General features: G+C 43.7%; 19 protein-coding genes. 14 read left to right on the top strand and 5 right to left on the bottom strand.

Going from position 1 to position 18,052, the window contains the following annotated elements; all coding sequences use genetic code 11:
• A partial coding sequence (locus AC06L3_RS00095) for a BPL-N domain-containing protein (protein ID WP_475668589.1) occupies positions 1 to 975 on the bottom strand: 975 nt, incomplete at its 3' end.
• Positions 975 to 2,162: a DmpA family aminopeptidase gene (locus AC06L3_RS00090; RefSeq protein WP_475668588.1), complete on the bottom strand. Its 1,188-nt coding sequence runs from the start codon at positions 2,160 to 2,162 to the stop codon at positions 975 to 977. The genes AC06L3_RS00090 and AC06L3_RS00095, both read right to left, overlap by 1 nt.
• 598 nt (positions 2,163 to 2,760) lie before the next feature.
• On the opposite strand from AC06L3_RS00090, the gene AC06L3_RS00085 reads away from it, so the two are divergent.
• The 3 genes from AC06L3_RS00085 to hflX all read left to right on the top strand — a co-directional run bounded on the left by AC06L3_RS00085 (position 2,761) and on the right by hflX (position 5,773).
• Complete coding sequence (locus AC06L3_RS00085; protein ID WP_475668587.1) at positions 2,761 to 3,585, top strand: alpha/beta fold hydrolase; 825 nt, start codon at positions 2,761 to 2,763, stop codon at positions 3,583 to 3,585.
• Between the two features lie 198 nt (positions 3,586 to 3,783).
• Entirely contained in the window at positions 3,784 to 4,479 is a 696-nt protein-coding gene (locus tag AC06L3_RS00080) for an energy transducer TonB (protein WP_475668586.1), read from the top strand.
• A 115-nt stretch (positions 4,480 to 4,594) separates the two neighbouring features.
• Complete coding sequence (gene hflX / locus AC06L3_RS00075; protein WP_475668585.1) at positions 4,595 to 5,773, top strand: GTPase HflX; 1,179 nt, start codon at positions 4,595 to 4,597, stop codon at positions 5,771 to 5,773.
• Positions 5,774 to 5,862: 89 nt separating this feature from the next.
• Here the strand turns inward: hflX and AC06L3_RS00070 are convergent, their stop codons facing one another.
• On the bottom strand, positions 5,863 to 6,807 hold the full coding sequence (locus tag AC06L3_RS00070) for a malate dehydrogenase (RefSeq protein ID WP_475668584.1): 945 nt from the start codon (positions 6,805 to 6,807) through the stop codon (positions 5,863 to 5,865).
• Between the two features lie 124 nt (positions 6,808 to 6,931).
• Between AC06L3_RS00070 and ybeY the strand changes: the two genes are divergently transcribed.
• The 5 genes from ybeY (at position 6,932) to AC06L3_RS00045 (ending at position 11,010) form a co-directional block, all read left to right on the top strand.
• Positions 6,932 to 7,360 carry an rRNA maturation RNase YbeY gene (gene ybeY / locus AC06L3_RS00065; protein WP_475668583.1) on the top strand — a complete coding sequence of 143 codons (429 nt, stop codon included), beginning with the start codon at positions 6,932 to 6,934 and terminating at the stop codon, positions 7,358 to 7,360.
• A gap of 174 nt (positions 7,361 to 7,534) precedes the next feature.
• A complete protein-coding gene (gene mnmG, locus AC06L3_RS00060) occupies positions 7,535 to 9,661 on the top strand; it encodes a tRNA uridine-5-carboxymethylaminomethyl(34) synthesis enzyme MnmG (protein ID WP_475668582.1) in 2,127 nt (708 codons plus the stop codon).
• A gap of 437 nt (positions 9,662 to 10,098) precedes the next feature.
• Positions 10,099 to 10,308 carry a DUF3791 domain-containing protein gene (locus AC06L3_RS00055; RefSeq protein ID WP_475668581.1) on the top strand — a complete coding sequence of 70 codons (210 nt, stop codon included), beginning with the start codon at positions 10,099 to 10,101 and terminating at the stop codon, positions 10,306 to 10,308.
• Between the two features lie 4 nt (positions 10,309 to 10,312).
• Entirely contained in the window at positions 10,313 to 10,795 is a 483-nt protein-coding gene (locus tag AC06L3_RS00050) for a DUF3990 domain-containing protein (RefSeq protein WP_475668580.1), read from the top strand.
• Positions 10,792 to 11,010: a hypothetical protein gene (locus AC06L3_RS00045; RefSeq protein WP_475668579.1), complete on the top strand. Its 219-nt coding sequence runs from the start codon at positions 10,792 to 10,794 to the stop codon at positions 11,008 to 11,010. Before AC06L3_RS00050 ends, AC06L3_RS00045 begins: the two co-directional genes overlap by 4 nt.
• A gap of 287 nt (positions 11,011 to 11,297) precedes the next feature.
• On the opposite strand, the gene AC06L3_RS00040 is transcribed toward AC06L3_RS00045, so the two are convergent.
• Complete coding sequence (locus AC06L3_RS00040) at positions 11,298 to 12,377, bottom strand: threonine aldolase family protein (protein ID WP_475668578.1); 1,080 nt, start codon at positions 12,375 to 12,377, stop codon at positions 11,298 to 11,300.
• A 137-nt stretch (positions 12,378 to 12,514) separates the two neighbouring features.
• Here AC06L3_RS00040 and gcvH point away from each other — a divergent pair, with 137 nt between their 5' ends.
• Positions 12,515 to 12,892, top strand: coding sequence for a glycine cleavage system protein GcvH (gcvH, locus tag AC06L3_RS00035; protein WP_475668577.1), 378 nt, complete (start codon positions 12,515 to 12,517; stop codon positions 12,890 to 12,892).
• Positions 12,893 to 12,905: 13 nt separating this feature from the next.
• On the opposite strand, the gene ruvA is transcribed toward gcvH, so the two are convergent.
• Positions 12,906 to 13,502: a Holliday junction branch migration protein RuvA gene (gene ruvA, locus AC06L3_RS00030; RefSeq protein WP_475668576.1), complete on the bottom strand. Its 597-nt coding sequence runs from the start codon at positions 13,500 to 13,502 to the stop codon at positions 12,906 to 12,908.
• Between the two features lie 168 nt (positions 13,503 to 13,670).
• Here ruvA and AC06L3_RS00025 point away from each other — a divergent pair, with 168 nt between their 5' ends.
• From AC06L3_RS00025 to AC06L3_RS00005, 5 genes are all read left to right on the top strand, one after another.
• A complete protein-coding gene (locus AC06L3_RS00025) occupies positions 13,671 to 14,420 on the top strand; it encodes a hypothetical protein (protein WP_475668575.1) in 750 nt (249 codons plus the stop codon).
• A gap of 3 nt (positions 14,421 to 14,423) precedes the next feature.
• Positions 14,424 to 15,146 carry a caspase family protein gene (locus AC06L3_RS00020; RefSeq protein WP_475668574.1) on the top strand — a complete coding sequence of 241 codons (723 nt, stop codon included), beginning with the start codon at positions 14,424 to 14,426 and terminating at the stop codon, positions 15,144 to 15,146.
• A 69-nt stretch (positions 15,147 to 15,215) separates the two neighbouring features.
• Entirely contained in the window at positions 15,216 to 15,596 is a 381-nt protein-coding gene (locus AC06L3_RS00015; protein WP_475668573.1) for a LytTR family transcriptional regulator DNA-binding domain-containing protein, read from the top strand.
• Positions 15,596 to 16,300 (top strand): FHA domain-containing protein, encoded by a 705-nt coding sequence (locus tag AC06L3_RS00010; RefSeq protein ID WP_475668572.1) that lies wholly within the window; start codon positions 15,596 to 15,598, stop codon positions 16,298 to 16,300. The genes AC06L3_RS00015 and AC06L3_RS00010 overlap by 1 nt, the downstream gene beginning before the upstream one ends.
• An 18-nt stretch (positions 16,301 to 16,318) precedes the next feature.
• Positions 16,319 to 17,905, top strand: coding sequence for a protein kinase domain-containing protein (locus tag AC06L3_RS00005; RefSeq protein ID WP_475668571.1), 1,587 nt, complete (start codon positions 16,319 to 16,321; stop codon positions 17,903 to 17,905).
• Positions 17,906 to 18,052: the final 147 nt, after the last annotated feature.

Here is an 18,052-nt window from a genome sequence, read left to right as displayed (position 1 = left end):
GTCCCCTATTTTCGCATATTCAGGCTTGCCTGCACTGCTGCCGTAAATCATTTTTCTGGCCACTCCTTTCCCGAGTTCAGCCTTCACTTGCGGAGCCCTGTTGCCGTCAATGGCGTATTTTACCATAGAGGCCATATAATCAAGTCTTTCTCCGTAAACCGAACTTTCAGGATGTGAGCCAACTGCCACTACCCTGCCGGAATTCTCAGATGCCTTGTAAGCCCAGGAAGCAATTCTTTTGTGCGCAGGTTTCTTGAGCTTCATGGTGTCTGCATCGTATCTTGTAAGAACTACCGTACCCTCAGGAAGAGCGCCGTTCTCAATGGCAGCGTAGCAACCTCCGTTGTGATATACGCTGTCTATGTACAAATCACCGCCAAAATCATAGTAGTTCAGAAGCGGTGAGTCCTCAGGAACGAATATTCCCGTATAAGTGTCTGTCATACCGGTTGTTATACAGTAACCTGGCCAGATATGGAGATAATCCTTGCGGATTTCGTTTTCAACTGTATCGCAGTAGATGCCTGTAATGAAAGCTCCTGCGCAGGAACCCAGATAGCTTCCGCCATTCCTGATGAACTCCCTGATTCTCTCCCTGCCGCTTTCACCGAGCGAACGTCCGTGCTGGGTTGCCAGACCTCCGTTCAGATAAAGCATTCTGAAGCGTGGTGCTCCATCGGGGTAAAGAAGGTGACCGTTCTCATCCATTTCACTGCCAACCACAACCCTGGATTGTGCCAGAGTATCTCTGGCGCTGAGATCCTTTGTGGCGGCGCTGAGCAGATTCTCCATCTCCAGTCCAAGATAGCGGACCACAGGAAGATCCTTTTTGGAAGTTAGGCGCACGCCTCCATCCATCCAGACATCCTTGTAGAAACCCCTCTCCTGCTTCTGTGCAAAGGCAGGCTCAGCAAGAACCATTGCAGCAAGGAGGAGCAACATTCCACAGCGATAGTTTATTGATTTCAGCTTCATTATTTGTTCTTTTTAGCGTTTTCCTTGTAAATCTTGTCGAGACCAACGGCTTTCTTTGCGTTGAGAATCCACTTTGCAGCCTGCTCGTTGTCAAGAGCGTCAACGTGATAGCCATTGTAACCTGTAACAGGTTCAGCAACGAAGATGGAGTTCCACAAAGCCTCTGCAGTTGCCTCTATTGTGGCGAGGAAGAGCGGGCTCATGTCATCGTTGTGAAGAAGTGTTGGATGAAGGTCCTTTGTGCTTTCATCAATGAGGTTTTCAGGGCATACGCTCATTGCAATGACGTAGTCACCGCTGCCGTTCGATGCTATGCCGCCGGTTTTTGCAAGACCCAGCATTGCTCTTTTGGCCATTCTCTCAAGGTTGCGTGCATCAACAGGTGCGTCTGTAATGACCACCATCATGCAGCTTCCGTCAACGTCCTGGAGAATCTTGTCCCTGAAATTGTAATGCCTCATGAGCTGTCCTACCTGAACACCGTCGATTTCAAGAACGCCGCCATAGTTTGACTGTACAAGAACGCCAACTGTGTATCCGCCGTATGCCTTTGGAAGTACACGTGATGCTGTGCCTATTCCGCCTTTGATGCCGAATGCAACCGTACCAGTACCTGCACCAACGGCACCTTCTTCAACGGGACCGCTCTTGGCGTTGGCTATTGCCTGCTTCACGTCCTCCTTGGTCACATATCTTGCCCTGATGTTGTTCAGGCCGCCGTCATTTGTTTCACCAACAACGGCGTTGACGCTCTGTACCTTCTCATTGCCTGGCTGGGCCAATGTGTATTCAACAAGACCTGCTATTCCTTCAGCAACATTCAGGGTATTGGTGAGAATGATTGGAGTCTCAATGTTTCCAAGTTCCTTTACCTGTGTGACACCGCTGAGTTTTCCGAATCCGTTTCCGGCATATATTGCTGCAGGGACTTTCTTGCGGAATATGTTTCCATCGTGCTGCACAATGGCTGTTACGCCGGTTTTCTTGTCACCGCCTTCGCCGTTGTTGATTGTTACGTGGCCAACCTTCACACCAGGAACGTCGGTTATGGCATTCCATTTTCCAGGTTTCATTACTCCGGTAACAATTCCGTAATCACGCATTCTTTTCTGTGCGTTAGCAGCTTGTGGAGCCGCTACCATAATGGCACAGGCTGCAACTGCCATGCATAAAGCCAATTTTCTCATAAACTCTATCTTTTTATTGTTGTTATTTACTTTCAATGTGTCTGTTTTGTTTTCCGCACCTGTTTTGCCGCATTTTCGCTCAAAATGCGGCCGTTTTTGCGCCTCTGGTCATCCGCCTGATTGCGGCAGTCACTTCATCTGAAAAACTTTGCCTTTCCTTGGCAAAGCTTTTTCATATTCCAGTGCCAGCCGCTGCTTCTCTCATTGGGGCTGCGCCCCAAACACCCTTCACCGCTCCCGGGCTATACCGAACTTGCTGCTTCAGGCAACTCTTCGCTTTCTTTCCGCAAGTTTTCGCATTCCAGCAAGTTCGCGCCCTCCGCTAGGCCGCTGATGCTGCCGCTTGCTTTGCTGCCGCTGCTTTTCGGCCACATTTTTGCTCAAAATGTGGATATTTGGCACTTTTTGTGGTCTTTTTCCACATTTTCGCCAATTTTGTGGCCATTTTGCTCTTTCCGTACCGTTTCGGTCACATTGCGGTTTTATACAAAGGTAAGAATTTGATGCGTATTTTGAAATCAGTGGTTTAATTTCTATTTTAGCATTCCAAACGGTTGCGATTTTGATTTGTGGCCGTAGAGTTAGAAACAGAGTATTTATGGAATTTTTTGCGACATCAAACAACATTCCTGTTCATATCAATGATTCTAAAAAAGGAGAAATCACCATTCTCCTGCTTCATGGATATCTTGAAACACTGTATATTTTCAATGAGCTTAGTGAATCCCTGGAAAAGAAATACAGGGTCATTTCCATTGATCTGCCAGGTCACGGACTCAGCGGGTCGGCTCCGGAGGTGAATTCAATGGAGTTCTGCTCGCAGGTGGCTCTCGGCGTTCTTGCAAAGTGCAATGTTTCAGGTGATGTGTATGTTGCTGGCCACTCCATGGGCGGTTATGTTGCCCAGCAGATTGTAAAGGGCTGGATGAATGAGCCATCGGGGTGGAAATTCAATATAAAAGGTCTGGTTCTGCTCAATTCCGTGCCATACGCAGATTCAGAGGAGAAAAGGCAGGTCCGCGGGCATGAGATTGAGCTTATAGGCAAGGAAATGCTTGGTTCAATTGCTGAGATCTCCATTCCAAGGATGTACAGGACAGAGAATCTGCGCAAGTTCGATGAGAAAATCATAGAGACTCAGGAAATCTGTGAAACACACGATCCGGCAGGTATCTGTGCCACAATCCGCGGAATGATGCAGCGTTGCGATTATTCTGATTTCATAAAGAAGATTTCCTCCGAGGGTTTCAAGGTATTGTTTGTTCACGGAGACTCCGACAAGTTCAATCCTATTGAAAGGATTCAGACCATTAAGGATGAATTTCCTAACGTACGTACGGAGATATTGAAGGAAAGCGGACATAACGGTTTCATTGAAGCTGAGGATTCACTGCTGAGTGTTCTGGCAGATTTCCTTGTTTGAAATTCTGCTACGGATTTTCCGCATAATTCAACCAACAGTGCCCAGTGCAAGACAAATACGCATCATTGATATCATAAATTGCTGTGCAACAGAGATTTGTAATACGGCTTGCAAGAATTGAAATTCTTTTTTCTGTATAATACTTCATACCTTTGTATTGTGAAAATGAACAAATAATAACATTTAATACAATAGATTATGGAGTTAAAGAAATCACCAAAAGCAAGTCTTGAGGACAAAAAAGGTTTGTTCACCGAGATTGGTCTTATCATTGCTCTCCTTATCACTTTGGGCGCTTTCGAGTGGAGCACTTCCGAGGCTGTAAACTCAACCCTCGAAGATGAGAATGCAATCATTGCAGAGGAGGAAATCATTCCTGTAACAACTGAGAACACACCTCCACCACCAGAGGTACCGAAAGAGCCGGTTGTATCAGACGTACTTGATATCGTTGACAACGAGGTAACAGTAGACGATGCAATCATCAACATTGAGGATGACAAGCTCACAGGTGTTGAGATTCGTGACTATACACCTCAGGCTGCTCAGGAAGAGGAAGAGGTTGAAGAGGAAGCTATTCCTCTTGCAATCGTTGAGGAGAAACCTAAATTCCAGGGCGGTGACCAGAATGACTTTACAAAATGGGTGTTCAAGAATATCGTATACCCTGAAATTGCAAAGGAAAATGGTGTTTCCGGTCGTGTTACACTCCAGTTCACAGTTGATACAAAGGGTAAAGTTACCGACGTAAAGGTTGTCCGTGGTGTTGACAGTTCACTTGACAAGGAGGCTGTACGTGTTGTTTCTTCATCACCAGCATGGACTCCTGGTAAGCAGAGCGGCAAGCCTGTAAAGGTTAGATTCACCTTCCCTGTTATTTTCCAGTTGAGATAGTTTATTATCAATCATAGATTGGGGCATCCGTTTCAAACGGGTGCCTTTTTTCTTTCTGCATAGCAGTAAACAGAGACTTAATTCATATCTTTGCATTCAAACTTTTTGAATTTTTATGGCAGAAGAGGAAATTCTTGAAGCGGTCTTTGTGGCTGTAATATCATCCGATACAACGGAGGCAGCGGTCAATGACAATCTTGATGAACTGGCTTTTCTTGCTGAAACGGCCGGTGTTCATGGTGTCAAACGTTTCGTACAGAAACTTGACCGTCCTAATTCCCGTCAATACGTTGGTACCGGAAAACTTGAAGAAATAAAGACATATCTTGAAATTCACGAGATACAGCTTGTCATTACCGATGATGAGTTGTCGCCTTCTCAACTTAAGAATCTGGAGATAGGGCTTCATTGCAGAATTCTTGACAGAACAAGTCTCATTCTTGATATTTTTGCTCAGAGAGCTCAGACAGCTTATGCCAAGACGCAAGTTGAACTGGCTCAGTATCAGTATCTTCTTCCAAGACTTACCAGAATGTGGACCCACCTTGAAAGGCAGAGGGGCGGTATTGGCATGAGGGGCCCTGGAGAAAGTCAGATTGAAACAGACCGCCGAATAATTCTTGATAAAATCAGCCGTTTGAAGGAGCAGCTCAAGAAGATTGACAAACAGATGATTTCACAAAGGGGAAACAGGGGTTCACTGGTCAGGATTTCGTTGGTAGGCTATACGAATGCAGGCAAAAGTACTTTGATGAACGTTCTTTCCAAGTCTTCTGTATTTGCCGAGAACAAACTCTTTGCCACACTTGATACAACAGTGCGCAAGGTTGTGATTGAAAACGTTCCTTTCCTCTTAAGTGACACCGTTGGATTCATCAACAAACTTCCACATCAGTTGGTTGAATCTTTCAAGAGTACGCTTGACGAGGTGCGCGAGGCCGACATTCTTCTTCATGTTGTGGATATCTCGCACCCGAACTACGAGGAACAGGTGGCTGTTGTTAAGCAGACTCTCAAGGAAATTGGTTGCGCTGAAAAACCTACTGTTATGATTTTCAATAAGATAGATGCTTACACCTATACACCTGCCTCTGAATTTGATTTGGATGAGCCTGGAAGGAGGAATCTTTCTCTAGAAGATCTGAAGAACAGTTATATGTATAAGGAAAATATGCCTGCAGTTTTCATCTCTGCCAAAGAGAAAACCAATATCAACAAGTTGCGCAACGATCTGTATAAAATGGTTGCCGAGATACATGCCGGCCGTTGGCCGTTCAATAATTTTCTCTGGTAGGGCAGGGGAGAGGCTGTTACTATCGCTGTAAAAAAAGAACCGGCAGGCGATCTTTCCCAACCGGTTCTTTCATATGGAGCTAAGCTTTATTATTTAACAAGGCCCATTTCTTTGAGTACGCTGTTGGTTTTCTTAACAGCAGCTGCGCTCTTCTCGAACAAAGCCTTCTCTTCCTCGTTGAGGTCGAGTTTTACTATCTTCTCAATACCGTTCTTGCCAAGAACTACAGGAACGCCTATGCAGATGTCATCCTGTCCGTATTCACCGTTCAATGCTACGCAGCAAGGGAATGTTTTGTGCTCGTTGAGAATGATTGATTTAACGAGAACTGCTGCTGATGCACCTGGAGCATACCATGCGCTTGTTCCAAGAAGTTTTGTAAGTGTTGCACCACCAACCATTGTGTCGGCAACAACCTTCTCAGCTGCCTTCTTTGTAAGCATCTTCTGTGCAGGAATGCCTTTGTAGTTGGCAAATCTGATAAGAGGAATCATTGTTGTGTCACCGTGACCACCAATAACCATTGCCTGGATGTCTGTCTGAGGTACGTTCATAGCCTGTGACAGATATGTAGAGAATCTGCTGCTGTCAAGAATACCGCCCATACCAATAACTCTGTTCTTTGGAATGCCTGCAGTCTTGTATGTTAGGTATGTCATTGTATCCATAGGATTTGCAATGATTACTATGATTGCTTTTGGAGAGTATTTCAGAACATTTGCAACAACACCGTTAACAATACCGGCGTTAACTCCAATAAGCTCCTCTCTTGTCATACCAGGTTTTCTTGGAATACCTGATGTGATGACAACAACATCTGACTTGGCTGTTGCTTCATATTTGTTGGTTACACCAGTAACCTTTGTGTTGAAACCATACTGAATAGCTGTCTGGGTCATATCCAGAGCCTTTCCTTCAGATACGCCTTCCTTGATGTCAAGAAGAACAACTTCTGAGCAGAATTTCATGTGAAGAATTGCATTGGCAACTGTTGCACCAACGTTACCTGCTCCAATTACACTTACTTTTGCCATAATTTTTGATTTTTGATTTTATGTTATATAACTAAAGTCTTTTTGTTCGTAGATTTGCACCTGCGTACTGTATCCTACAAAGATACTAATTATACTTCTGAAACAATATTTTTTTAACATACTTATGATAAGTTATTTCAACGAGGACATAAAGTTTGACCTTAAGAACAAAAGAATTATTTCAGCCTGGATAAAATCTATCATAGATAACAAGGGTTACAATAGGGGAGACATTAATATTATATTTACCTCTGATGAATATCTGTTATCTGTTAATGAGAAATATCTTGGTCACAATTATTATACTGACATAATTACTTTTGACTACTGCGAGGACAGGAAGGTTTCAGGAGATCTTTTCATAAGTATAGATTCAGTTAAAGCAAACGCTCAAGATTTCAAGCAGGAATTTCTGACAGAGCTTCACAGGGTAATCATTCATGGCATACTTCACATGACAGGTTATGATGATCACACGCCTGAAGACGTTACCGCTATGCGCAAAGCAGAGGACGAGGCTTTGCAAGTTCTTGATACTCTATTAGTTAAGTAATCTTTACAGCGATAGTTTTGAAAGCTTTTCGCAAGTTCTTGAAAATTAACTGAATAAATGAAAGAGCAATTTAGGGAGAGGGTAAAAAATACCAAGAAAGTGCGGTGTTATGAAGTTTCGCAAGCCTTCCGCAATTCTTGAAAAGTATCAACAAACGCTTGCAAAACCTGAGTAATGAGTTATAACAATATATATGAAGTCATAGTAATTGGAGCCGGACATGCAGGATGTGAGGCCGCAGCTGCCAGTGCAAATCTTGGAAAGAAGACATTGCTGATAACAATGGATATGAACAAGATTGCTCAGATGTCATGCAATCCGGCAATCGGTGGAATTGCCAAGGGCCAGATTGTACGCGAGATTGATGCGCTTGGTGGTTATACAGCTTTGGTGACTGATGCAAGTACTGTTCAATTCAGAATGCTCAATGTTTCCAAAGGACCTGCAATGTGGAGCCCTCGTGCTCAATGTGACAGAATATATTTTTCTTATAACTGGCGCCATATTCTTGAGCACACTCAGAATCTTGATTTATGGCAGGATACAGTTACCGACCTCTTATTCTCTGAGTCTGTTTCCTCAACAGATGTTCCACGTGGAACAAAATATGTAAAAGGAGTCGTAACTTCTCTTGGATCAGTATTTTACAGCAAAGCAATTGTTATTACCGCAGGTACTTTCCTGAATGGTAAACTTTTTGTTGGCCTTAACAGCGTGGAAGGAGGAAGAGTAGGAGAGCCCGCCTCTGCAGGTCTCACAGAAAAACTCCTTGAGGCGGGAATCGTTTCAGACCGCATGAAGACCGGAACCCCTCCCCGCATTGATGCCCGCTCAATAGATTTGAATAAACTGGAGATCCAACTTGGCGATAGTGAACCATCCCGTTTTTCTTTCCTAAATATCCCTTCTGCAATTCAGAAATTCCACAAGCAATTAAGTTGCTATATGGTTCACACGAATCTTGATGTGCATGAGGAATTAAGGAAGGGTTTTGAGCAGTCACCACTGTTTACCGGAATGATTCACGGAAAGGGCCCGCGATATTGTCCGAGCATTGAAGACAAACTGAGAACTTTTGCAGGCAAGGACTCGCACCAGCTTTTCCTTGAACCTGAAGGATGGAATACTAACGAATACTATTTACAGGGATTCTCCTCTTCTTTGCCTCTTGCAGTTCAGTTCGATGCTATTCATAAAATTCCTGGCCTTGAAAACGCAACAATGTTCAGGCCAGCTTACGCAGTTGAATACGATTATTTCCCTCCAACTCAGTTGAAGTATTCTCTGGAAAGTAAATACATAGGCGGCCTGTTCTTTGCAGGGCAGGTCAACGGTACTACAGGATATGAAGAGGCAGCCGCGCAAGGTTTGATTGCTGGAATCAATGCGTGCCACTTGATTGATGGAAAGGATGCTCTGGTTTTGAAACGCGATGAATCCTATATTGGTGTCTTGATTGATGACCTGGTGTCAAAAGGAGTTGATGAGCCTTATAGAATGTTCACTTCCCGAGCAGAATACCGAATTCTTCTAAGGCAGGATAATGCAGATTTGAGATTAACGCCAATTTCGTATGATATTGGACTCGCATCCGAAGAAAGAATGCGAATGGTTGAGAAGAAATATTCAACAGTTGATACAGCTCAGCAATATCTTGAAACATCTTTCCTCAAACCAGATGAGATTAACAGGTTCCTTCAGGACAATGGATCAAGTCCTGTTGATGGAAAGAAGAATCTTTCAGACTTACTATCCAGACCTCAAATCAATCTTAGCTCTCTTCTTGGAATTGTTCCACGTGGAACAGAAGAGCTAGAGAATGCTATAAATGATTACATATCAAGTGTTTCGAGCGAGGGCCGTGTACATTTGAAATCAGGCGAAGCGTTTGGGTTTGCATATCAACCTTATATAGTTAATCAGGTTCAAAAGCTTGAATCCCATTGTGCAGATAACGCATTGCCAGGACAATCGGGGACAGCATGTCTTCAAGACCATTATGCAAAAACTATCAAAGAAGAAATGGACAAGTATTTGAGGGCGGAGGTTTTGCAAGACGTTGAGATTGCCGTCAAGTATAAAGGCTATATTGAGAGGGAAAGCAGGATTGCCGAAAAAATGAGGCGTCTTGAAACCCTTCAAATACCTGATAATTTTGATTATACAAGCGTTACTTCACTTTCTACTGAAGGCAGGCAGAAACTGATGCTCCATAGGCCTCAGACCATAGGACAAGCCTCAAGAATCCCTGGAGTCTCCACCTCGGACATATCTGTTCTTTTAGTTTGGTTCAGACGCTGAAACTATCTGTTAATTAATTGTTAATAACTGTTCAATTAAAGTCCTAATTGAACATTAGAAAGCGTATGACAAAATGTTTCAGATTAAATACAATTGCTCTGTTTACCAAAGAGAATAGATCAATTGCAGATTTCTATACAAAAGCTCTTGGATTCACTACCAATTGAGATGGAATACAGCCAAATGTTGAGATGACACTTGATGGTATTCGTATCCTTTTGTTTCCGCGCACTGAATTCGAAAAAATGGTATCGAAAGATTTCTCTTGGGAAATTACTTTCCTGAAAATCCTGCTTCAGGAAGGGTTATGGAGAAGCGTGGCTTTGTGGATACAGGCAAGCCGGTCAAGATTATGAAGCTGGCATTGTTTGTTCAGCATGGTACATCCTTTGTTTCCTTTAGAAATAGTTTATAACTTTGTTGAAATATAATCAATAATGTCAAAGGAAGAGATTGACAAGTCATATTTTGTAGCTTTCTGCATTGAGCAGTATAAAAAAGCAAAGGGTATGGATGGAGCAGCCATTGCTGATCTGTTCAAGAAGCATGGTGTTATTGATTACTTATACGAGAATTTTGATGTACTACATTCCCAGAGCCGGCAATGGCTACTTGAAGAAATAGACAATTTCATAAGCACGCACTGACATCATGAAAGTTTATCACGGAAGCCTTGAGATTGTGCCAAATCCAGAAATAAGGATTTCAGGTAGAACACTTGATTACGGATCAGGTTTCTACACTACAACAGATTATGACCAAGCCAAAAGATGGGTGGAACGTAGGAAGAATGATGGCATAAATGCCGGTTACATTAATGTTTATGAAATCTCAAAGGCAGTCATATTAGAAATGAAAACACTTTGGTTTGACTTTCCTACCGAAGAATGGGTTGATTTTGTTCACGAGAACAGGACCAGCAGGAATTTCAAACATGATTATGACTTTGTTTATGGCCCTGTAGCCAACGACAAAGTCTATGCTGCATTTGCTCTATACGAAGATGGCTTGCTTAACAAACAGGAACTCATTGCGGAACTTAAGACCTATGTTCTAGTTGACCAATTACTGTTACATACAGAGAAGGCTTTGGAGTGTCTTGCATTCATTGAATCCATAAAGATTGAATTATGAATCTCACTATAACAAAAGACAATGTTCATCTGTTGCTTCCCGGAAAGATAACATCAGTTTCTGCGATGTATGCTGATGATCACAAGTGCAGCATCATGGATGCAATGATGCTTTTCTATGCATCAGACATATATCAGGAACTGCAGAACGAGGAAACAAAGCTATGGCATCTTGGACCGGTTGCCCTATATGAGATTTGGCAAGCCAACCAATAAACATCTGCTTATTTGATGTGCTGCTACGTTATAGGAATATCATAGGGACTGTAGGGAAATGTTTTCAATTTGAGCGAGGTTGCGATTGGTCACATCCGTTTTCTGCGTTCGGCGCATCTTATTTTCGTTCTTATATTTCATTCCGATTGCTCATAAGTTATTTTTTATTTTTAAAAATTCCGGTGTTTTTTTAACCAACGTATGACATACGGTGTAACTATAGGAGCAAAAATGCCTGCCATAAGCCCGGCAAAGAGTATAACTATCTAATCCATACAAAGTCATTGTTACTGCAAGTTGAGTTTTATTGCCTCAATGAATTCGTCTATGTCTTCCTTGCGTGTGGCAAATGAGCACATCCAGCGTACCTCGTATGTACTTTCGTCCCATATGTAGAAGTAGAACTTCTCCAACAGCTTGTCACACAGTTCTTTAGGAAGAATTGCAAACACTGCGTTGCTTTCAGTCTTCTTTGATATCCTTATTTGAGGTATCTCTTCAAGACGTTTTGACAGATATTGTGCCATAGCGTTTGAATGTGAGGCCATTTCAAGGTATAATCCGTCTTTGAGATATTCTTCAAACTGTGCGGCTATGAATCTGTTCTTGGAGTACAGCTGTGTTGTCTGCTTCCTGTAGTATTCAAGTTCGTTGATTGCTATTTCCCTGTTCCTTGGATTCTGGTTCGGGCCATAGAATACAACAACAGCTTCTCCTACCAGCAATCCGTTCTTTGTTCCGCCAAATGAAAGAACATCCACACCGCAATAGTTGGTGAATTCCTTTATGTCCATTCCTAGAGATGCCGCGGCATTTGATATTCTGGAACCATCCATGTGGAGGAAGCCGCAATGCGAATGCATTATGGAAGCCAGTTCCTTGATTTCATCAGGAGTATAAATGGTGCCAAGCTCTGTAGGCTGGGAAATGGAAAGGATTCTTTTTGGAGCATGGTGCCAGTCCTTGTCGGAAGAGCCTTCGTACGGCATTTGCGCACGCAGCTGCTCTGCGCTTATCTTGCCATCGGGACAGTCAACTGTGAAGAATTCGCAGCCTGTGTATCTTGCCGGGCCACCGCATTCATCAACAATGATATGTGCTGATGAAGGACAGATCACGCTCTCGTAATATTTAACGAAAGGAGCTATTGAAACTATGTTGGCGCCTGTTCCATTGAATACAAAAATGGCCTTGCAATTGCCTCCAAGCATGTTTTCAAGAGAAGAGAGTACTTTCTGGGTATAGTCCTCATCGCCGTAGGCCACTCTGAAACCTGAGTTTTCTCTTTCAATTGCTTCAAGGATTCTTGGATGTACGCCGGAGTGATTGTCACTGCCAAAGCTGTGTTTCATTAAAATGTGTTCCATATTTGTGTATCTAAATTCTGCAAGTGGAATAAGTAATCTTCAAAAACAGAAGGAAAATTTCTCATAAATCTTATCAACTTATTTTTTTACGATTACTAAATTTGATAAATTTGCAACAAATTTAAAAAAATATAGATATGAATATCCCTGCAAATTTAAAGTATTCAAAAGATCACGAGTGGGTTAGCGTTGATGGTAATATTGCAACTATCGGTATTACTGATTTTGCTCAGTCAGAACTCGGTGATATAGTATTCGTTGACATCCAGACAGAGGGTGAGGAACTTGGCGCTGGTGAGAACTTCGGTTCAATAGAGGCAGTCAAGACAGTTGCCGATGCTTTGATGCCTGTTTCCGGCAAGGTTATTGAAGTTAACGCTGAGCTGGAAGGCGCTCCTGAACTTGTAAATTCAGATCCTTACGGACAGGGCTGGATGGTCAAGGTTGAAATGAGCAACGCCGCTGAGCTTGATGAGCTTATGGATGCTGCCGCATACGAGGCAATGATCAAATAATAGATGCTCGAAACTACAATTTCTTGAGACTCAGTTTGATGAGCTCTTCCAGAGAACATCCCGGCTTTTCCTTTCCCACTGCGGCGATGGCTTTTTGAGCTGCCGGTTTAGGGAAGCCCAGAAGCACAAGAGCTGAAAGCGCCTCAGATTCAGTAACCGAGGTGGCGGATGAAAGCACGCCGGGCAATGTGGCGGCCGTTTCACCGCCACCTTTGATTATCTTGTCCTTGAGCTCAATGATAACCCTCTGTGCACTCTTGAGACCTATACCCTTTATGCTTTTGATCTTATTCACATCCTCGGAGAGAATGGCGCCCCGCAGTTCATCGTAAGTAAGGGATGAAAGCATCATTCTGGCGGTGTTGGGGCCTATTCCGTTAACTTCAATCAGCATCAGGAACAGAGAACGCTCCTCCTTCTTGAAGAAACCGTAAAGCAGTTCAATATCCTCCCTCACATGGTGATAGGTATATAACTTCACCTCCTGCAGCTTCTGTATATCGGAATAGGTCTGGAGCGATATCTGCAGCAGATATCCTATGCCGTTGTTGTCCAATACCACTTCCGCCGGATTTATTTCCGCTATCTGTCCTTTGATGTAATCGTACATAATCTCAACGTATTTTTGAAATATCGGTGTAAATATAAGCAATTTCGTCAAGTAAACCGGGGGTTTCGTGTAATATCTTCCTGAATGTTTGGAAAGAGAGAGAATGAGAATTAAATTTGTACACAAAGTAAAATAAATGATATGGTTATCTTTTAAAAATTACAGTCTATGAAGAATAAATCAACAGAAAAGACAGCAGGAAAGCCAGCTTGGAAGAAAGCTGTGATTGGTGCAGCAGGTGTGGCCGCAGGTATTGGCGGTGTTGTTGCCGGCAGCGATTTATATGCTCAGGAGAATGATGCTCAAGAGAGTGAAGTTCAGGAGAATGAAGCCGTTCCAGAGAATGCAGCGGATGCAGCTGAAGTTCAGGAGCCCGAAATGGAAGAATTGTCTTTCAGCCAGGCATTTGCCCAAGCTCGCAGCCAGATGGGACCCGGACGGGAGTTTGAATGGAATGGCAGGATGTATTCAACCGATTTAAAAGAAGAATCAGACAATGATGAGGCCGCAGATGATGAGCTGTCCGTTGAGGAAGCTCAGGAAGTCAGCGTGGAAGAGGATCAGGAAACAAACGTTGAGGAAGCACAGGAAGCAAGCGTTGAGGAAGTTCAGGAAGTCAGTGCAGAAGAAGCGGAGGATGCGGAAGAGAGCGTTGAAATCAACGCAGAAACCGGTGACGAGGATTCGGAAATAGAGATACTCGGGGTTTCACAGGACACCGCAGATTCCGAGGAGCTTCCGGAACCTGGCGCCAACAGCCTTGATGGAGAGGATGTGATAGTTGTTGATATTGAATCAGAGCCGGAACCGGAAATGGAGCCTGTATTTGACAATGATATTCCTGAATCAGGTCCGGAAACAGCATTTGAGGAGCCGCTGGTTGATGCCGATTATACCAACGATGCAGTAATCGGATAATATATGAGAAAATCTGTAATCATTCTCCTCCTTCTGCTCCTTCCCCTTTGTCTTGAGGCCCGCAGGATTTATGTTCTTGCAGCGGGAGTTTCGGATTATCCGGGCACAGAAAACGATCTCCGTCTTCCATGCAATGATGCCCGGGCAATAAGTAACTTGTATAAGCAGAACTCGGATGCAGAGATCATACTTCTTACCAACGAAAATGCAACCAGGGAAAATATTCTGAACAAGGCCAAGGCTTTGTTCTCGCAAGCAGGGCCCAATGATATTGTTGTATTGTTTTTCAGCGGTCATGGCTTTCCTGGCGGATTTGTAGTTTACAACAAAGTTGGCATTTCATACAGGGAAATGTATTCTGTGTTCGCAAACTGTCCGGCAAAAAACAAAATGATATTTGCGGATGCCTGCTATTCGGGCAAAATGAATTCACTGGGGAAGGGCGGACATTCCAAGGACAAGAAAGGCGTAATGTTCTTCCTGTCTTCAAGAGACAATGAAACATCCAGAGAAAGATCGGATATGGAAAACGGTTTTTTCACCGCCTGTCTTCTCAGCAGTCTCAAGGGCGGTGCCGATGCAAACGGAGACAGAATCATCACGGCCCGTGAACTGTTTGTAAAGGTTAAAGCAGGGGTAATGAGACTTTCCGCAGGAGCCCAGCATCCTGTAATGTGGGGCAGTTTCAATGACAATATGGTGGTAATGTCCTGGAAGCATAGCTAAGTTTTTTTGCCATTCTTGTATTTATTTTTATATGTCTTTATATTTGTAGGAAAATTGGCGTGATTCAGTATGTCTTCAATTACCAGAGTGTTATACCTCAGCACCAGAGATGAACTCTACAGGCTGGATATCTCCTGTATTGTTTATCTGGAGGCCGATGGTAATTATACGAGGATATACATGAAGAACGGGCTGGTGGTCATGCTGTGCATGGGACTTGCCGGAATGAACGAGCTCATAAAGGCTAAAATAACCGCAGATTCATACAAGTTTTTAAGGATAGGTAAAAAATATACAGTTAACCTTGCGTTTTTCTTCAGCCTCAACACTCTCAAGCAGAAACTCGTTCTCAGTGACCAGAGTTCCTTTTCAATAACGCTTGACATTTCAAAAGAAGCATTGAAGAAACTCAAGGATTACATGGTTTTGAAAAATCAAGACGTAGAATAATGAGTATCATAATTGGAAGAGAAGAGAATACGGATGCTCCAAGACTTTCCCTTCAGGTTAACGGGGAACAGTTGTGGTTAGGACAACCGGGCAGCGTCCCCAAAAGCGTAAGCAGAAAACACTGCAGTATGGATATAAACAGCAATGGAACCTTTACCATTACAAATATATCCGAGAGCAATCTGCTGGAAATCAACGGCAAACTTATGCTCAAAAGTTCCGATGTCACGCCCGATTCCGTTGTAAGGCTCGGTCGGGCCGGGTATGTTCTGGAACTGAAGGCCATAATGAATCTGCTTTCTACAAAAAAGGTTTATTCCATTGCCCATCTTAAAGAGGTTTATGACAATTACGTATCTGAAAACGAACAGCTTCAGATAAGACAAAGTCAGATTCAGGCTCTTGCCACACTTCCCGGCGTTCTTTCTCCAATCTCACTTATTGTGGCATTTACAAGCCAGAATCAGAGCCTGCGTATTGTAATGTATGTGTTCACTGCAATTTTTGCTGCTGCCACCTTCATTTGGAGAATGTATAACGCCAAGGCTCTTCCAAACAAGAAGAAAATCATTGCGGACAAATTCAGCAAAGAATATGTATGCCCTAACAAACTCTGCGGCAAGGAGCTTGTGAACTACAAGTACACCAACCTCGTGAATGCAGCTTGCTGTCCGTACTGCAAGGCAAAATTCAAGGAGAAATAGTTCCTGAAAATACAATATATGTCTGAGAAAGAATTGAACAGCGGATTGATGCTCAAGCACGGGGAGTATCGTATTGTAAGGACGCTCGGTCAGGGCGGCTTTGGCATTACGTATGAGGCAGAGCAGGTTTCGTTAGGCAGGCGGGTTACCATAAAGGAGTTCTATATGAAGGATTTCTGCAGCAGGGAGGATGGCAGCTCGCATGTAAGTTCACCAACTATGGGCGATAAGGGACTTGTTGACAGATTCAAGGAGAAATTCATAAAAGAGGCCAGGATGCTGGCCGCTTTCTCCCAGCAGTCCATTGTAAGGGTCATAGATGTCTTTGAAGAAAACTGCACGGCCTACTATGTAATGGAATACCTTGAGGGCGGTTCTCTGTACAGTCTTGTTAACAGAAAGGGCGGACTCAAAGAGAAAGAGGCGCTGGTATATATACAGGAGGTTGCAGAAGCACTGGACTATATACACAAAAGAAACACATTGCACCTTGATGTCAAGCCTGAAAATATAATGCTGAACAATGAGGGAAGGGCGGTTCTGATTGATTTCGGCATATCAAAGCGCATTGACAATGAAGGCCATCTCACCAGTTCAACACCGCTCGGCGTATCAAAGGGCTACGCTCCATTGGAGCAGGTGGCTCAGGACAATGTAAGTACATATTCACCGGCCACGGACATTTATTCATTGGGAGCCACATTGTACTTTCTTCTCACCGCCTGCCAGCCTCCGGAAGCCTCAATCCTGCTGAAAGGATTGCCTGCAGCTGAACTTGACGCCGCCGGAATAAGCGAGAGAACAAAGAATGCCTTGAGCTGCGCAATGAAAGTCTGGAAAGAGGAGCGTCCGCAAAGCATAGATGACTTCCTTAACCTGCTCAACGGAACAACGGAAGCTCCGGCCCCCGCAGCGGGCGGACACATTGAAAATCCGGCTGCGCAGGACTCCGGGAAATCAAAATGCAATTGTGCATCTGAAGACACCATATTGCTTTCCGGAGGAAAAATCAACGGTCACGAGTGTGTTGATCTGGGTTTGAGTGTAAAGTGGGCCACCTGTAACGTGGGAGCTTCCAGGCCGGAGGAATACGGAAAATACTATGCCTGGGGAGAAACGGGTCCCAAGGACAGTTACGAATGGAGCAATCTGAAATATTGCAACAGGAATCCAAGCATTTTTTCAGGCGCTAAATTCTTCAAATATGTTTCAGACAAGAAATTCGGCCCTGTTGACGATAAGACAAAACTTGACCCGAGAGACGATGCCGCCAGATCTGAATGGGGCGGCAGCTGGAGAATGCCAACCAGGGCTGAACAGGACGAACTGAGGAAAAAATGCAAGTGGGAGTGGACAACGCAGGGAGGACACAAAGGATACAAGGTAACAAGCAAGCTCAACGGCAGGAGCATATTCCTTCCTGCAGCGGGTTGGCGTGACGGTTCAAGCACCGTTGATGTTGGTTCACACGGTTACTATTGGTCCGCATCGCTTTGTGTGAACACTCCAAGCAATGCCTATTATTTATACTTTGACATTGACGACATTCATTGGTACGATTACGAAAGGAGGGGCGGCCAGTCTGTAAGGCCTGTATCGGAATGATATTTATGACAAATGAAACCCTCATGACATAATTTGTAGTCGCCAAAGTTCATGAAAAGGGTTGACGCCCGTCTATATTATATACACCAATATACATTAGACTATGGCAGACATCCAGTTCACACAGGTCGTATCGCGCGGTTGCGG

This window comes from Candidatus Egerieousia sp. (assembly GCF_056211015.1).
The sequence above is the reverse complement of the archived record's forward strand: the minus strand, read 5'-3'. Positions and strand labels throughout refer to the sequence as shown.

Excerpts from the sequence above, each read along its gene's own strand:
- AC06L3_RS00090 (WP_475668588.1), bottom strand. The coding sequence starts at position 2,162 with ATGAGAAAATTGGCTTTATGCATGGCAGTTGCAGCCTGTGCCATTATG.
- AC06L3_RS00085 (WP_475668587.1), top strand. The coding sequence starts at position 2,761 with ATGGAATTTTTTGCGACATCAAACAACATTCCTGTTCATATCAATGAT.
- AC06L3_RS00080 (WP_475668586.1), top strand. The coding sequence starts at position 3,784 with ATGGAGTTAAAGAAATCACCAAAAGCAAGTCTTGAGGACAAAAAAGGT.
- hflX (WP_475668585.1), top strand. The coding sequence starts at position 4,595 with ATGGCAGAAGAGGAAATTCTTGAAGCGGTCTTTGTGGCTGTAATATCA.
- AC06L3_RS00070 (WP_475668584.1), bottom strand. The coding sequence starts at position 6,807 with ATGGCAAAAGTAAGTGTAATTGGAGCAGGTAACGTTGGTGCAACAGTT.
- ybeY (WP_475668583.1), top strand. The coding sequence starts at position 6,932 with ATGATAAGTTATTTCAACGAGGACATAAAGTTTGACCTTAAGAACAAA.
- mnmG (WP_475668582.1), top strand. The coding sequence starts at position 7,535 with ATGAGTTATAACAATATATATGAAGTCATAGTAATTGGAGCCGGACAT.
- AC06L3_RS00055 (WP_475668581.1), top strand. The coding sequence starts at position 10,099 with ATGTCAAAGGAAGAGATTGACAAGTCATATTTTGTAGCTTTCTGCATT.
- AC06L3_RS00050 (WP_475668580.1), top strand. The coding sequence starts at position 10,313 with ATGAAAGTTTATCACGGAAGCCTTGAGATTGTGCCAAATCCAGAAATA.
- AC06L3_RS00045 (WP_475668579.1), top strand. The coding sequence starts at position 10,792 with ATGAATCTCACTATAACAAAAGACAATGTTCATCTGTTGCTTCCCGGA.
- AC06L3_RS00040 (WP_475668578.1), bottom strand. The coding sequence starts at position 12,377 with ATGGAACACATTTTAATGAAACACAGCTTTGGCAGTGACAATCACTCC.
- gcvH (WP_475668577.1), top strand. The coding sequence starts at position 12,515 with ATGAATATCCCTGCAAATTTAAAGTATTCAAAAGATCACGAGTGGGTT.
- ruvA (WP_475668576.1), bottom strand. The coding sequence starts at position 13,502 with ATGTACGATTACATCAAAGGACAGATAGCGGAAATAAATCCGGCGGAA.
- AC06L3_RS00025 (WP_475668575.1), top strand. The coding sequence starts at position 13,671 with ATGAAGAATAAATCAACAGAAAAGACAGCAGGAAAGCCAGCTTGGAAG.
- AC06L3_RS00020 (WP_475668574.1), top strand. The coding sequence starts at position 14,424 with ATGAGAAAATCTGTAATCATTCTCCTCCTTCTGCTCCTTCCCCTTTGT.
- AC06L3_RS00015 (WP_475668573.1), top strand. The coding sequence starts at position 15,216 with ATGTCTTCAATTACCAGAGTGTTATACCTCAGCACCAGAGATGAACTC.
- AC06L3_RS00010 (WP_475668572.1), top strand. The coding sequence starts at position 15,596 with ATGAGTATCATAATTGGAAGAGAAGAGAATACGGATGCTCCAAGACTT.
- AC06L3_RS00005 (WP_475668571.1), top strand. The coding sequence starts at position 16,319 with ATGTCTGAGAAAGAATTGAACAGCGGATTGATGCTCAAGCACGGGGAG.